Below are 13,655 nucleotides of genomic sequence, written 5' to 3'. Positions count from 1 at the left end.
GCCGGCCCGGCAGGAGGGGGCTCGGAACGTGACGCCCGGCGGGTTGCCGCTTGGGTGAGCGGCCCGGCTGCCCGGCCGGGCCACGGGGTGGTGGCGGCCACGGGCGTCCGGGCTTCCTCCGCGTGGTCGACGGAAGCACCTCCCGGAGTCGTGGGGTTGCCACCAGCCCGTGTTAACGCTCACGTATTGATGGTCATATGTTTTCAGAAAGTTGCGGATTCATCAAGCGATAGTTTCGATCTTGGGTCGCCGGGCTGCGGTCGCGGCGCTCCCCGCCCCGTCGGGCGCGCGGCGCGGTTGCGCAGAGTTTTCGGGCGACTACTTCCCCGGACGGTGCAACTCCCCGGCCGGGTGGCTCCGTTCTACCTCCGTCATGAGGAGGCAGTCGACTTGAGAGCCGAAGACGAGCAGGCGTTCCGCGAGTTCGTGACGTCACAGATGGCGTCGCTGCGCAAGCTGGCGTACATGACCTGCGGCGACTGGCACACGGCGGAGGACGCCGTGGCCAACGCGCTGGTCAAGCTCTACCCCCGCTGGCGGAAGCTGGAACGGCCCGATCTCTACGCCAAGACCATGGTCTACCGGGCCGCGATCGACGAGACCCGCCGGCCCTGGCGACGCGAGCGGTCGGCCGGCGACGCCATGCCGGACGTGGCGCTGCGGGACCCGGCCGCCGCGGCCGACGAGCGCATGCGCCTGCGGGCGGCGCTCGACGCCGTGCCGGCCCGGCAGCGGGCTGCGGTCGTGCTCCGGCACTACCTGGGCCTGAGCTTGGAGGACACGGCCGGCGTGCTCGACTGCACGGTGGGCACGGCCAAGAGCCAGGCCTCCCGTGGCCTGGCGAAGCTGCGCGAGGCCCTCGCCGGCGAACACATCAGTCTCACCGGGAAGCAGATGGAGGAGTGGACCAGTGCAGTTGCGTGAATTCGTGGACGCCGTGACGGGCGAGGAGCCGCCGATGGCCCGCACCGTCGACGACATCGTCGCGGCCGGGCGGCGGGCCGAGCGGCGACGCCGGGCCGGCTTCGCGTCGGCGGGCGCGGCCGGTCTCGTCGTGGTCGCGGTCACCGGCGCGTTCCTGCTGCCGACCTCCGGCGCCGAGCGGAACACCCCGGCCACGCCGGCCCAGGCCGGCGCGGCGGCGGCCGAGCCCGCCGAGGCCACATGGCCCGACGCCCCGCCGTTCACCTTCACCTTCCAGGGGTACGACGCCGGCACGCTGCACGTGCAGGACCCGATCGTCGCGTCCACCGCCTACCAGATCGCCTCCGTCTACTCCGACCGCCACACCTCGAACGACAAGCCCGTCACGGCCGAGGAGGAGGCTGGAACGCGGGGCGACATCCTTGAGTGGAAGAAGAGGGCGGCCAAGGGGAAGCCGAGCCTGTGGGCGTACCTGACCGTCTACCGGCCGGGCGCCTTCGACCCCGCCAAGATCAAGGGCGGCGAGAAGGTCACCGTGGCCGGTCGCAAGGCCGTCCAGGCGACGCTGCCGGTCGGCCTCGGCCCGCAGGGCCCGACGGACGCGCGCAACAAGCTGTTCGCCTGGGAGTACGCCCACGACGCCTGGGCGGCCGTCACGTCGATCTCCAGCGACCAGGCCGCGCCGAGCTTCCGGGACCTGGGCGGCCTGGTCGAGGGCCTGAAGCCCGGCAGGCCGAAGCCGGCCCCGGTGCCGTTCACGGTGGGCTACGTGCCGGCCGGCTACCTGCCGCTGCAGAGCGGCACGCACGCCATGCCCGGCCTCAGCGGCATCGCCACGGCCCGTGCCGGCGACTACGGCGGCGCGACGTACACCAGGCCGGCCATGCCCACCTCGGGCCTGACCCTGCCGTACGACGCGGTCGAGGGCACCATCAAGGACGGCTTCCACATCTTCGTCACGCCGAACACCAGCTCGAACCAGTCGCCGGAGCCCGGCACGACGAAGTGCTACCGCACCACCGACGGCCCCGCGCGGGGTGGCTTCTGCAACGTCTGGAGCGCCGACGGCAGCGTCGTCCTCCAGGTCAGCAGCCAGGGCCTCGGCAACAGGCTGCCGCTGGCCGAGGTGGAGAAGGTCGCGAAGGGGATCACGGTCGCCGACGTCGCGGACGAGTCGACCTGGACTCCCGCCGCGAAGGCCCTGCGTCCGTGAGGAATCGGCACCTGGAGGTGGCGGGGGCCTGCTCGGCGGGGCCGGCTCCCGGGGGCGGGGCGGGGAGCTGAGGCTGGCCTGATCGTCACGGCGACAACGGCACTGCGCGTCACCGGCGGTGCCGTTGTCGCCGTTTCGGGTCCAGGTCATCGGTCGGCAGTGGTCGAAACTTTCGGGCATCTCGTTCGAAACTACCGGTTGAAACGCCCGGGGTTGTCTGTCAGCCTTGGTAACCATCGATCGATGTGAACGTAGACCTGGCCCGTCCCGGCCCGGCCGGACCCACCGCACCCACCCCACCACCAGGAGGAACCGACAGTGCGAGGACACGCGCACCCCCCGCCCCCGGACGACACCAGCGCCGGCCGGGTGGCCCCCGGCCTGCGGGGACGACTGGCCAAGCTGGCCGCAGCCGGCATCGCCGCCGCCGTCGGGCTGTTCACCATCGCGGTGGCGACCGGATCGGCGTCGGCCGCCGACAACCCGTACCAGCGGGGCCCGGACCCCACCCGGGCCAGCGTCGCGTCCGAGAACGGCCCCTTCGCCAACACGTCGGTCGCCGTCCCGACCGGCTACGGCTTCAACGGCGGCCGGATCTACTACCCGACCGACACCAGCCAGGGCACCTTCGGCGCGATCGCGATCTCGCCCGGCTACACCGCGCTGTTCTCCGTCGAGCTGGCCTGGATGGGGCCGTGGCTGGCCTCCCACGGCTTCGTCGTGATCGGCATCGAGACCAACAGCCGCAACGACTTCGACACGGCCCGGGGCACCCAGTTGCTCGCCGCGCTGGACTACCTGACCCAGCAGAGCCCGGTCCGCGACCGCGTCGACTCCAGCCGGCTGGCCGTCGCCGGTCACTCCATGGGCGGCGGTGGGGCGTTGAGCGCGGCCATGCGGCGCTCGTCGTTGAAGGCGGCGGTCGGCATCGCGCCGTACTCGCCGTCGTCGAACCTGGCCACCGACCGGGTGCCCACGATGGTCTTCTCCGGGCAGGCCGACACGGTGGTCACCCCGTCCTACGCCACCGGCCTCTACAACAGCCTCCCGAGCACCACGGAGAGCGCCTACCTGGAGGTCGCGGGCGCCGACCACGGGTTCATGGTCGGCCGGTCGAACCCCGTGCTGATCCGGACCATGCTGCCGTTCCTCAAGATCTTCATCGACAACGACGCCCGCTACAGCCAGTTCCTCTGCCCGCTGCTCGACACCAGCGGCGTGGTCACCTACCGCAGCACGTGCCCGCTGCTGCCCACCCCGCCGACCAGCCCGACGGCGACCCCCACCACCACCCCGACCGGGCCTTCGCCGACCAGCCCGCCCGGCGCCGCCAGCCAGCTCGTCGGCGCGCAGTCGGGCCGGTGCGTCGACGTGCCCAACGCCTCCCGCGCCAACGGCACCCGGGTGCAGCTCTGGGACTGCAACCGGCAGTCCAACCAGTCGTGGACGTACACCTCGACCAAGCAACTACGGGTGTACGGCGACATGTGCCTGGACGCGGCGGGCACGGGCAACGGCGCGGCGGTCCAGATCTACGGCTGCCACGGCCAGGCCAACCAGCAGTGGAACGTCAACTCCAACGGCACCGTCAGCAACGTGCAGTCCGGGCGCTGCCTGGACGTCTGGAGCACGGCCAACGGGGCGCAGATCCAGCTCTACGACTGCCACGGGCAGACCAACCAGCGGTTCAACCTCACGCCCCTCGCGTGATGCTCACGGCCGACGGGCCCCGGGCGGCCTCGGAGGCCGTCGCACCCCGACCCGGCCGCACCGCCTGAGGCGGTGGCGATCGCCGACCGGCCCCGCTCGTCCCCCGAGCGGGGCCGGTCCGGCCGCACCGGCCGGTGGGGCGGTTCAGCCTGCCGACCTCTCGTCCCCGGGGCTCACCAGGATCATCCGGCGACGCCGGGCAGCGAGGAACAACGCGGCTCCGACCGCCAGCGCCGCGACGCCGATCCCGCCGATCAGACCGGCCTGCGGCCCGGTGACCGGCAACCCGCCGTCACCGCCGCCGCCACCATCCTCGCCGCCATCGTCGCCGCCGCTCTTCGCGGCCAGCACCACGGCGAACCCGTCCTCGTTGTCGCTGTCGTCCGTGTCGGCCACCCGCACGGCGACGGCGTTCGCGGGCAGCGCGGTGCGCGCAGGCTTGGAGCGGCCGTCCGTCGACCGCTCGGCGAGGCCCTCCACCTGCACGGTTCCGCCCCGCAACGTCGCCGGGGCGGTGGCGGAGGCCGCGGTCTTCACCAGGTTGAACAGCTCGACCGCCGAGTAGGTCGTGTCGTTCGGATCGGTGTCCTCGACGGCCGGGACGAGGGTGAGGCTCTCGTAGGTGCAGACCGCCGACCGCCCGGCGTCGGCGAGCACACACTCGGTGGGCTGGCTGGTGAAGGTCACCCCCTCCGGCAGGCGCAGCGTGACCCGCACTCCGCTGACCGCCTTCCGGCCCTGGTTGGCGACGGTGTGCCGGACCGCACCCGTCTCACCCGGGTGCAGCGTCCCGGTGGGCTCGGGCGTGTCGTCGGCCCCGACCCGCACCGACTGCTTCACGTCCGGGGCGACCACCGAGAGGTCGGCACTGGACTGGTCGACCAGCTCCAGCGGGAACCATCCGGTGTTGTCGGCCGGGTTCGCGTCCTTCTCCGGCCCGATGGTGACCGAAGCCTCGAACTTGCCCTCGTAGGGACCCGCAGCCCCGTAGACGGTCGCGTCGACGGGAACGTCGACGGTCTCGCCCGGCCCCGGAATCAGCTCGGGCAACAGTCGGCAGTAGAACCCGCCGAAATCACCGTCGCACTCGCCCACGCCACCCTTTGAGTGCCAGATCAGGCCGACCGGCAGGGGGCCGGGGCCCTCCTGCGGCTGGCGGACCCTGACGACGACGTCGGTCGGGGTCTCGTCCCCCAGGTTGCTGACCTTCAGATGGACGACCTTCCTCTCGACCCCCAGCGGGACCCTCGTCCCGGACGCGGCGACCGCGAGGTCCGGGCCCTTCTTCGCTGCCTCGGCGGGGCCGGCGGGGACAGCCACCCCGGCGGCGAGGAGCAGCGCGGCGGCGACAGTTCGCGACAGCCGCCGACGATCAAAGCTCATGGCAGAACCCTTCAGGACGAGCGGACAGGGTGGTGGAGAACACTATCGGCAATCGGCTTCCGTGAGTGCCCGTCGCGTTGGCGAAACCGGGGCGGCGCTGGAGTCGCGCGGCGGAGGATCGCGCCCGTGCGAGGCCGGGGGTGACACCGGCGGGGAGCGGTGTCACGGGCACCTCCATGGGGGCTTATTGCCAACTTTTGGCAACTACGCGATAGTGGCATCAGTGGGCGGGTGCTCCGGCGGCGCGATGATCCGAACCATCGCCGGGGTGCCCGCCCAGCTCATGCGACGACGAACGTTCGAGGAGCCGCCGCCCGTGGCCGCACGATCCCTGGAGTACGTCATGGTCAAGCCCCTGCCCGCGCGCGTGACGGCGGCGGCCGTCGCCGCCCTGCTCGCCGTCGCCGGCTGCTCGTCGCCGACGGCGTCGTCCGGCGGGGCGGGCGACGCCGGCACGCTGGTGGTGGCCACCGCGGGTGAACCGGACACCCTCAACCCGGTGCTGAACTACGGCGTCGACGGCGCGTCGCTGATCTTCGACGGGCTGGTCGCCCGGGACGCCGGCAACCGGCTGGTGCCCGCCCTGGCCCGCGACCTGCCGACCGTGTCGGCGGACGGCAGGACCGTGACGGCCAGGCTGCGCGAGGGCGTGCTGTTCCACGACGGCACCCCGCTCACCGCCCAGGACGTCGTCTTCACCTACCGGGCGGTGCTCGACCCGAAGGTCGACTCCACGCTGCGCTCCGACCTGGACATGCTCGCCTCCGTGACCGCGCCCGACCCGGCCACCGTGGTCTTCACCCTGAAACACCCGTACGCGCCCTTCCTGCAGCGGCTGGCGCTGGGGATCGTCCCGGCGAAGGCGTTCGCCGGGCAGGACGTCAACAAGGCCGAGTTCAACCGCAGGCCGGTCGGCACCGGCCCGTACCGGGTGACGGCGTGGACGCCGGGGGACCGGCTCGTGCTCGCGGCCTACGACAAGCACTGGGGCGGCCGGCCGAAGAACCCGGGTGTCGTGGTCGCGTTCGTCGCCGACGACAACGTGCGCGCCCAGCGGATGCGGGCCGGGGAGTTCGACGCGGCCGAGCTGGCACCCAAGCTGGCCACCGGCTTCGACGGGCAGGGCGGCTACCGGGTGCAGCGGGTCCCGACCGCCGACTACCGGGGCGTCATGCTGCCCATGGGCAACCCGGTCACCGGCGACCTGGCGATCCGGCGGGCCCTGAACACGGCGGTGGACCGGCAGGCCATGGTGACCGGCGTCCTCGGCGGGGCGGGGGAACCGGCGTTCGGGCCGGTGCCGCCCTCCTCGGAGTTCGCCGAGCCGTCGATCGTCGGCCGGCCCACCGCCGACCCGGCCGCCGCGACCGCGATCCTGGATGCCGCCGGCTGGAGGCCGGGCCCGGACGGCATCCGCGCCAGGGGCGGCCGGCAGGCCGCGTTCACGCTGATGTACCCGGCCACCGACAGCCTGCGCAAGGAACTGGCCCTCGCCGTCACCGCCGACGCGAAGAAGATCGGCATCAGGGTCACCCCGGAAGGGCTGACCTGGGACGCGATCACCCCACGGATGAAGACCGACGCGCTGGTGATGGGCTACGGCACCCCGTACGACCCGGATTTCGTCTCCTACAAGCTGTTCGGCTCGGCCCTCGCCGGGCAGGGCTTCTTCAACCCCGGCTCCTACCGGTCCGCCGTCGCCGACCGCGCGTTGCAGCAGGGCCGCGACAGCGCCGACCCGGCCGTCCGCAGGGCCGCCTACGCCACCTTCCAGAAGCAGCTCGCCGCCGACGTGCCGTGGGTGTTCCTCACCTACCTGCAGCACACCTACGTCGTGAAGGACACCGTCGCGGGTGTGACGCCGCGGGTGGAGCCGCACGAGCACGACGTCGCCAACAGCCTCTGGTGGAACGTGCACACCTGGACGAAGCAGCCGTGACCGCGGCGACGGCCGGGCGTCGGCGGCTGGCCGGGGCCGGGGCGGTGGTCCGGCGGCGGCTGGTGGTGGCCGTACCCGTGCTGGCCGCGACCAGCATGGGCATGTTCGCCCTCGGCGCGGCCTCCCCGATCGACCCCGCGCAGCAGTACGCAGGCGCGGCGGCGTTCACCACCAGCGAGGAGAACCTCGCGCAGATCCGCGCGAACTGGGGCGTCGACGACCCGCTGCCCGTGCAGTACGCCCGCTGGATCGGCAACCTGCTGCGCGGCGACCTGGGCTGGTCGACCAGCCGTCACGAGCCGGTCACCTCCGTGCTGGCCGCCCGTGCCGGCTGGACCCTGCTGCTCGTCGGCACCGCCCTCGCCCTGGTCCTCGTGGCCAGCGTGCTGCTGGGCACCCTCGCCGCGTACCGGCGCGGCGGCTGGTTCGACCGGGCGCTGCGTGCCGCCGCGTACGCCGTGCAGTCGATGCCGGTGTTCTGGATCGGCCTCGCGGCGATCGCCGTGTTCGCCCTCGCCCTGGGCTGGTTGCCCGCCGGTGGGCTCACCGACATCACCGCGACCGGCACCGACCCCGCCGACGTGGCCCGGCACCTCATCCTGCCCGTGACGGTGCTGGCAATCTCCCAGGCCCCGTGGTTCGTGCTGTTCGTCCGCGACGCCGTCGCCGAGAGCCTGCGCGACGACCACGTCCTGGCCGCCCGCGCCCGCGGCCTGCCGGGCCGCACCGTCCTGTTCGGCCACGCGCTGCGCACCGCGCTGCTGCCGTTCCTCACCCTGGTCGGCACGCATCTGCCCGAACTGGTCGGCGGCGCGGTCCTGGTGGAGACCGTGTTCTCCCTGCCAGGCCTCGGCGCGGTCACCGTCGCGGCCGCGCTGGGCGCCGACTTCCCGCTGCTCGCGGCCACCACCCTGGCCACCGCCGTCGTGGTCCTGGCCGCGAACCTCGCCACCGACCTCGCCTACGCCGCCGCCGACCCCCGGGTACGCCTCGATGACTGACCTCGCCCGGCCGCCGGCCACCACCCCGGCCCGCACCCACCCGCCGACCCGGGCCCGCGCCGGTCGCCTCGGCGCGGGCGTGGCCGTCGGCGTCCTCGCCGCCGCGGTGGCCGCATGCCTGCTCGCGCCGCTGCTGTGGCCACTCGACCAGAGCGCGGTCGACCTCGCCCGTACCCGTCTCGCGCCCTCGCCCGACCACCTGGCCGGCACCGACGACCTCGGCCGCGACGTGGCGCTGCGCAGCCTCTACGGCCTGCGGGTGTCGCTGCTGGTCGGCGCGGTCGCCGCCCTGGTCGCCACCGTCGTCGGTGGCCTCGTCGGCGCGGTCGCCGGCACCCTCGGCGGCCGGGTCGACCGGGCCCTCATGCGCGTCGTCGACACCGTCGCCGCCCTGCCGCACCTGCTGCTGGGCATCTTCGTCGTCGCGATGCTGCGCCCCGGCCTCGGCGCCGTCATCGCCTCCATCGGGCTGACGCACTGGCTGTCCACCGCCCGCATCGTCCGCTCCGAGCTGCTCAGCCTGCGCACCCGCCCGTTCGTCGACGCCGCCATCTCCGGCGGGGCATCCCGCACCCGCGTGCTCACCCGGCACCTGCTGCCGCACGTCCTGCCGCGACTGGCCCTGGCCACCACCCTGATGGTGCCGCACGCCGTCTGGCACGAGACCGCCCTGTCCTTCCTCGGCCTCGGCCTGCCCCCGCACCTCGCCTCCATCGGCAACATGATCAACGACGGGCAGCGGTCCCTGCTCACCGGAGCCTGGTGGGCCAGCATCGTCCCCGGCCTCCTCCTCGTCGCGGTCACCCTCGCCCTCGCCGTGCTCACCGGCCGCTGGCGCGACCGCCTCGACCCCCGCGTCCGAGCGGAGCTGCACCTGTGACCACCACCGTCCCCACCGACACCCGCCGCGCTCACGCCCTGCTGGGCGTCGACGGGCTCACCGTCCGCTTCCACCTCCGGGGCGCCGTGGTGCACGCCGTCACCGACCTGAGCCTTACCCTGCACCCGGGCGAACTGCTGGCCGTCGTCGGCGAATCCGGCTGCGGAAAATCCGTCCTGGCCCACGCCCTGCTCGGTCTGCTGCCCCGCAACGCCACCGTCACCGGACGCGCCCACCTGCACCCGCCGGACGGCCATCCGGTCGACCTGATCGACGCCGGTGAACGACACCTCACCCGCCACGTACGTGGCCGCGCCGTCGGCCTCGTCCCGCAGAGTCCCGCCACCGCGCTCACCCCGGTCCGCAGCGGCCGGCGGCTGCTGGAGGAAACCCTGCGCGCCCACGGACACACCCGCCGCGCCGCCCCCGCCGCCGCCGACCGGATCGCCGCCGACGTCGGACTCGACCCCGGCGACCTGGACCGCTACCCCCACGAGCTGTCCGGCGGCATGGCCCAGCGGCTGGCCACCGCCCTGGCCCTCGCCCCCGACCCGCCGCTGCTACTCGCCGACGAACCGACCACCGGCCTCGACCGGCCCCTGGTCGACCACACCCTCGACCTGCTGCGCCGCCGCTGCGACACCGGCGCGGCCGTGCTGCTCATCACCCACGACCTCACCGCCGCCCGCCGCGTCGCCGACACCGTCGCCGTCATGTACGCCAGCCGCATCGTCGAACACCGCCCCACCGCCGCCCTGTTCGACGCGCCCGCCCACCCCTACACCGCCGGGCTGCTCGACGCCCTGCCCGACCGGGCCTTCACGCCCGTGCCCGGTCATCCGCCCATGCTCACCGACCTGCCCGACGGCTGCGCCTTCGCCCCACGCTGCCCCCGCGCCACCGACGCCTGCCACATCCCACCCCGCCTCCTGCCCGACGGCGCGGGGCGGGTCGCCTGCCACCACCGGCTCACCCCCGGAGCGCCCGCATGACCGTCACCACCGACGACACCGTGGACGGGGCCGCAGCCGGCGGGCTCGCCGCGCGGCGGGTCACCGTCGCGTACGGCCGGCAGCGCGTCCTCGACCGGGTCGACCTGCACATCGCCCCCGGCGAGACGGTCGGACTGCGCGGGCCCTCCGGCAGCGGCAAGTCCACCCTCGCCCGTGTGCTCGCCCTCCTGCACGCCCCCGACAGCGGGCACGTCACCATCGACGGGCACCCCGTGGGCGGTGCCCGGCACCGGCTGCCCGCCGCCCTGCGGACCCGCGTCGCGATCCTGTTCCAGAGCCCCCGCTCCGCCACCGATCCCCGGCTGAGCCTCGCCGACCTCATCGCCGAACCGCTCCGCGCCACCGGCGCGTCCCGCGACCAGGCGTCCGCCCGTACCGTTGACCTGGCCGACCTGGTCGGCCTCACGCCCGACCTGCTCGCCCGCCGCCCCCATGCGGTCAGCGACGGGCAACTGCAACGCGCCTGCCTCGCCCGCGCCCTCGTGCACCGGCCCGACTACCTGCTCTGCGACGAGGCCACCGCCATGCTCGACGCCTCCACCCAGGCCCACGTCGCCGCCGTCGTCACCGACTACCAGCGCCGCAGTTCGGCGGGGGTCCTGCTCATCACCCACGACCCCGCCCTGATGAGCCGCTGGGCGACGCGGGTGGTGGAGCTACCGCCGCCATGAGAAGGCGGTCTGCGCCACGATGGAGTCGGACGGCACGCCCGGGCCGCGACCGCCGGCCCGTCCGGAACGCCGTGTCGGCGTCACGGCCGGGCCGGCCGGCTGACGGTGGATCGGGTGTCATGCGGCGATGGCGTCGCTGGTCGGCTGCGACGGGGTGGCCGGCGTGGTGGGCATGGTCCGTCGCGGCCCCCGGGCCAGGACGTAGACGAAGAGGACCGTCGCGTCGGGGACGCTCACGCTCGGGGATCTGTCGGGGGCGGGCATGCGCGGGTTCCTTCCAAGGGGCGCGATGGGGTACGCCGGGAGGGACCTCGGTCCCCGGCGTCGGGAGAGGGTGGGGTCAGCGGCGGCGGGTGGCGCGTACGACGACGTCGTGCAGCGTGACCGGCTGGCCGCCGGGCCCGGGGATCGGGCGCTGGTGCTCCTCGGCGGTGACGACCTCCCAGTCGGCTTCGTCGAGGCCGGCCGTGATCTCGGCGAGGGTGACCGTCGCCTCGGCGGGATGACCGTGGCCATGGCCGTGACCGTGGTCGTGGCCGTTGCCTTGCGCGGTGTGCAGGTGCCCGACGATCAGCAGGGTGCCGCCGGTTGCCACCCAGTCGCAGATGCGCTGGTAGAACGCCAGTTGCGGCATCGCGGGATGCGCATAGTGGGTGGTGACCAGGTCGAAGCGCCGGCCCGGTTCCCAGACGGTCAGGTCCGCCTCGACCCACCGGATGGGCTCCGGCGGCCCGCTGGCGGCGGCGCGGCCGGCAGCGTGGGCGAGGGCGTCGGCGGAGATGTCGGCGGCGGTGACCTGCCAGCCACGGGAGGCGAGCCAGATCGCCTCGGCGCCGGCGCCGCATCCGGCGTCCAGGGCGGTGCCCGGTGCCAGGCCGGCGGTCTCGCGGGCGAGGTACGGGTTGGGTGGGCTGCCGGCCATGGAGCCGGGCCGACCGGCGTGGGTCTGCTGCCAGTGCTGTTGCCAGTAGGCCTTGTCGAAGCTGTGCGTCATCGGATGGCCTGCGCGTTCGTCAGCCGGGCGACGGCCCGGTCGGTGTCCTCGACGACGATCCCGTCCCGCACCAGTTCTGTCTGATCTCGCATGTGACCTGCCCCTTTCGCGGTCTCCTCCGGTCGTGACCCGATCCTGGGCGCCCCGGCGAAGATGCGCAAAGTTTCTTGCCGAATGGCAAAATGGGTGCATGGACGAGAACCTGGACCGCACCCTCGACGCGGTCGGCCCGCGGCTGAAGCAGCTGCGGCAGCGCCGCAACATCACCCTCACCGATCTGGCCGAGGAGACCGGCATCTCCGCCAGCACCCTCTCGCGCCTCGAAGCCGGCCTACGGCGCCCCACGCTCGAGCAGATGCTCCCGCTCGCCCGCGCCCACAACGTCACCATCGACGAACTCGTCGACGCCCCGCTGACCGGCGATCCCCGCATCAACCTGCGTCCGATCGCCACCGGCGACGGCTCCACCATCCTGCCGCTGACCCGCCGGCCCGGCGGCATCCAGGCCTACAAGTTCGTCCTGCCCGCAGGCGACGACAACCGCGTACCCGAGCTGCGCACCCATGAGGGCTACGACTGGGTCTACGTCCTCAACGGCACCCTGCGCCTGGTCCTCGGCGACGACGACCTCACCCTGCAACCCGGGGAAGCCGCCGAGTTCGACACCCGCACCCCCCACTGGTTCGGCGCCACCAGCGCCGGGCCCGTCGAGTTCCTCAGCCTCGTCGGCAGGCAGGGAGAACGCGCACACGTACGCGTCACGCCGAAACCGGGGACGCCGCACTGAGCGGCGGGAACCGCTGACCGACCTCCGACCCGTCGACGCCGGCTGGTCGTGCCGGTCGGGGCTCCGCCGGCTGAGCCCGGGTTGGCAGGATGTGGCCGACGAGCCGGCGGCCGGCCTTCCTCGCGTTACCGTCGTCGGACGACGAGACCGTTTGCGACATCGTGTCGAGGAGGTCTGATGGGCGCGACGCCGGTAGCGGGTGGCCCGGCAGATCCGTCTCCGGCGAAGGTGACGCTGATGCCGCATTCCTCGCCTGACGAACTGCACCGTCGGATGCTCCAGGCACCTCCGGCCGAACTCGACGGTGCCGCCCCGGTGCAGGTTCACTCCCTGGTCTCCCACAAACACGTTCCGTTGTACCTGTTCGCCATCAAGTCACTCGCCGGCTACTGGCGCGGAGTGGCGGCGGTCGTGCACGACGACGGCTCGTTGACCGACGCCGACCGGGCGCTGCTGGAGGAACAGGTCCCGGGCGTCCGCGTCATCCGGCGGCCCGACGCCGACGACATGGTCCAGGCCATGCTCGGGGACCATCCCCTCCTCGCGGAGGTCCGGCGGAGGAACGTCCGCATCCTGCAACTCGTCGACTACTTCCTGCTCGGTGACGCCGACCTGGTCATCGGCATGGACAGCGACATCCTCTTCTTCGGCGAACCGCTGGAGGTGATGCGGTGGGCCGCCGCCACCGAGCGGCAGCCGGCCTTCATGTACTCGCAGGAGCGGTTCGCGTCGGGGCGACTGCCGGGCGGGGTGCGGTGGATTCCCGAGGCGTTACCCGGCGTGCCGTACGTGCCGCACATGTGCTGCGGATTCGTCTGCGCGCACCGTCGCCGCTTCCTCGACCTCGACTACCTGGAGGTCATGATGGATCGGACGCCCCGGGAGATCCTGTTTCGCCCCCGCCATGTCACCCAGATGTTCTACTCGGTGCTGGGCGGGCGGCTCGGTGACGCGGCCCAGCCGCTCGGTGAGCCCTATCGCTCGGGGCCGTGGAGCAGGCTGCCGCCTGCGGAGAACCGCGTCCTGTGCCACTACTTCGCGTCCATCGAGTCGGCGGAGGTCGAGGACAACATCCGCCGGCTCCCCGAGCTGTTCCGGCGTGCGCTCCAGCAGCTCGAAGGCGCGGAACAGCGTGGTTGA

13 protein-coding genes are annotated in these 13,655 nt (G+C 73.3%); 10 read left to right on the top strand and 3 right to left on the bottom strand.

Annotation, left to right across the window (positions count from 1 at the left end; genetic code table 11):
• Positions 1 to 390 precede the first annotated feature (390 nt).
• The 3 genes from ACVMYR_RS00960 (at position 391) to ACVMYR_RS00950 (ending at position 3,847) form a co-directional block, all read left to right on the top strand.
• Positions 391 to 924, top strand: a complete 534-nt coding sequence (locus ACVMYR_RS00960) for a SigE family RNA polymerase sigma factor (protein WP_077935884.1) — start codon at positions 391 to 393, stop codon at positions 922 to 924.
• Positions 911 to 2,137 carry a hypothetical protein gene (locus tag ACVMYR_RS00955; RefSeq protein ID WP_457120886.1) on the top strand — a complete coding sequence of 409 codons (1,227 nt, stop codon included), beginning with the start codon at positions 911 to 913 and terminating at the stop codon, positions 2,135 to 2,137. Before ACVMYR_RS00960 ends, ACVMYR_RS00955 begins: the two co-directional genes overlap by 14 nt.
• 318 nt (positions 2,138 to 2,455) lie before the next feature.
• On the top strand, positions 2,456 to 3,847 hold the full coding sequence (locus tag ACVMYR_RS00950) for a poly(ethylene terephthalate) hydrolase family protein (protein ID WP_077935885.1): 1,392 nt from the start codon (positions 2,456 to 2,458) through the stop codon (positions 3,845 to 3,847).
• Positions 3,848 to 3,991: 144 nt separating this feature from the next.
• Here ACVMYR_RS00950 and ACVMYR_RS00945 read toward each other — a convergent pair whose 3' ends face one another.
• Positions 3,992 to 5,230 (bottom strand): COG1361 family protein, encoded by a 1,239-nt coding sequence (locus ACVMYR_RS00945; protein WP_431896530.1) that lies wholly within the window; start codon positions 5,228 to 5,230, stop codon positions 3,992 to 3,994.
• 247 nt (positions 5,231 to 5,477) lie between these two features.
• Here ACVMYR_RS00945 and ACVMYR_RS00940 point away from each other — a divergent pair, with 247 nt between their 5' ends.
• From ACVMYR_RS00940 to ACVMYR_RS00920, 5 genes are read left to right on the top strand one after another with little or no spacing between them, the layout of a single operon-like run.
• A complete protein-coding gene (locus ACVMYR_RS00940) occupies positions 5,478 to 7,169 on the top strand; it encodes an ABC transporter substrate-binding protein (RefSeq protein WP_457120885.1) in 1,692 nt (563 codons plus the stop codon).
• A complete protein-coding gene (locus tag ACVMYR_RS00935) occupies positions 7,166 to 8,170 on the top strand; it encodes an ABC transporter permease (protein ID WP_396788909.1) in 1,005 nt (334 codons plus the stop codon). Before ACVMYR_RS00940 ends, ACVMYR_RS00935 begins: the two co-directional genes overlap by 4 nt.
• On the top strand, positions 8,163 to 9,050 hold the full coding sequence (locus tag ACVMYR_RS00930) for an ABC transporter permease (RefSeq protein ID WP_396788910.1): 888 nt from the start codon (positions 8,163 to 8,165) through the stop codon (positions 9,048 to 9,050). The genes ACVMYR_RS00935 and ACVMYR_RS00930 overlap by 8 nt, the downstream gene beginning before the upstream one ends.
• The gene (locus ACVMYR_RS00925; protein WP_091283535.1) at positions 9,047 to 10,042 is read left to right on the top strand and encodes an ABC transporter ATP-binding protein; all 996 of its coding nucleotides are present in this window, start codon (positions 9,047 to 9,049) and stop codon (positions 10,040 to 10,042) included. Before ACVMYR_RS00930 ends, ACVMYR_RS00925 begins: the two co-directional genes overlap by 4 nt.
• A complete protein-coding gene (locus ACVMYR_RS00920; RefSeq protein WP_457120884.1) occupies positions 10,039 to 10,734 on the top strand; it encodes an ABC transporter ATP-binding protein in 696 nt (231 codons plus the stop codon). The genes ACVMYR_RS00925 and ACVMYR_RS00920 overlap by 4 nt, the downstream gene beginning before the upstream one ends.
• Positions 10,735 to 10,851: 117 nt before the next feature.
• Here ACVMYR_RS00920 and ACVMYR_RS00915 read toward each other — a convergent pair whose 3' ends face one another.
• Positions 10,852 to 10,998, bottom strand: coding sequence for a hypothetical protein (locus ACVMYR_RS00915; RefSeq protein WP_457120883.1), 147 nt, complete (start codon positions 10,996 to 10,998; stop codon positions 10,852 to 10,854).
• A gap of 76 nt (positions 10,999 to 11,074) precedes the next feature.
• Positions 11,075 to 11,728: a class I SAM-dependent methyltransferase gene (locus ACVMYR_RS00910; protein ID WP_457120882.1), complete on the bottom strand. Its 654-nt coding sequence runs from the start codon at positions 11,726 to 11,728 to the stop codon at positions 11,075 to 11,077.
• 190 nt (positions 11,729 to 11,918) lie between these two features.
• Here ACVMYR_RS00910 and ACVMYR_RS00905 point away from each other — a divergent pair, with 190 nt between their 5' ends.
• Positions 11,919 to 12,515 (top strand): helix-turn-helix domain-containing protein, encoded by a 597-nt coding sequence (locus tag ACVMYR_RS00905; protein ID WP_043961654.1) that lies wholly within the window; start codon positions 11,919 to 11,921, stop codon positions 12,513 to 12,515.
• 237 nt (positions 12,516 to 12,752) lie between these two features.
• Entirely contained in the window at positions 12,753 to 13,655 is a 903-nt protein-coding gene (locus tag ACVMYR_RS00900) for a hypothetical protein (protein WP_144082527.1), read from the top strand.

This window comes from Micromonospora sp. PTRAS2 (genome assembly GCF_054052245.1).
The sequence above is the reverse complement of the archived record's forward strand: the minus strand, read 5'-3'. Positions and strand labels throughout refer to the sequence as shown.

Excerpts from the sequence above, each read along its gene's own strand:
- ACVMYR_RS00930 (WP_396788910.1), top strand. The coding sequence starts at position 8,163 with ATGACTGACCTCGCCCGGCCGCCGGCCACCACCCCGGCCCGCACCCAC.
- ACVMYR_RS00900 (WP_144082527.1), top strand. The coding sequence starts at position 12,753 with ATGCCGCATTCCTCGCCTGACGAACTGCACCGTCGGATGCTCCAGGCA.
- ACVMYR_RS00940 (WP_457120885.1), top strand. The coding sequence starts at position 5,478 with ATGATCCGAACCATCGCCGGGGTGCCCGCCCAGCTCATGCGACGACGA.
- ACVMYR_RS00915 (WP_457120883.1), bottom strand. The coding sequence starts at position 10,998 with ATGCCCGCCCCCGACAGATCCCCGAGCGTGAGCGTCCCCGACGCGACG.
- ACVMYR_RS00905 (WP_043961654.1), top strand. The coding sequence starts at position 11,919 with ATGGACGAGAACCTGGACCGCACCCTCGACGCGGTCGGCCCGCGGCTG.
- ACVMYR_RS00910 (WP_457120882.1), bottom strand. The coding sequence starts at position 11,728 with ATGACGCACAGCTTCGACAAGGCCTACTGGCAACAGCACTGGCAGCAG.
- ACVMYR_RS00945 (WP_431896530.1), bottom strand. The coding sequence starts at position 5,230 with ATGAGCTTTGATCGTCGGCGGCTGTCGCGAACTGTCGCCGCCGCGCTG.
- ACVMYR_RS00920 (WP_457120884.1), top strand. The coding sequence starts at position 10,039 with ATGACCGTCACCACCGACGACACCGTGGACGGGGCCGCAGCCGGCGGG.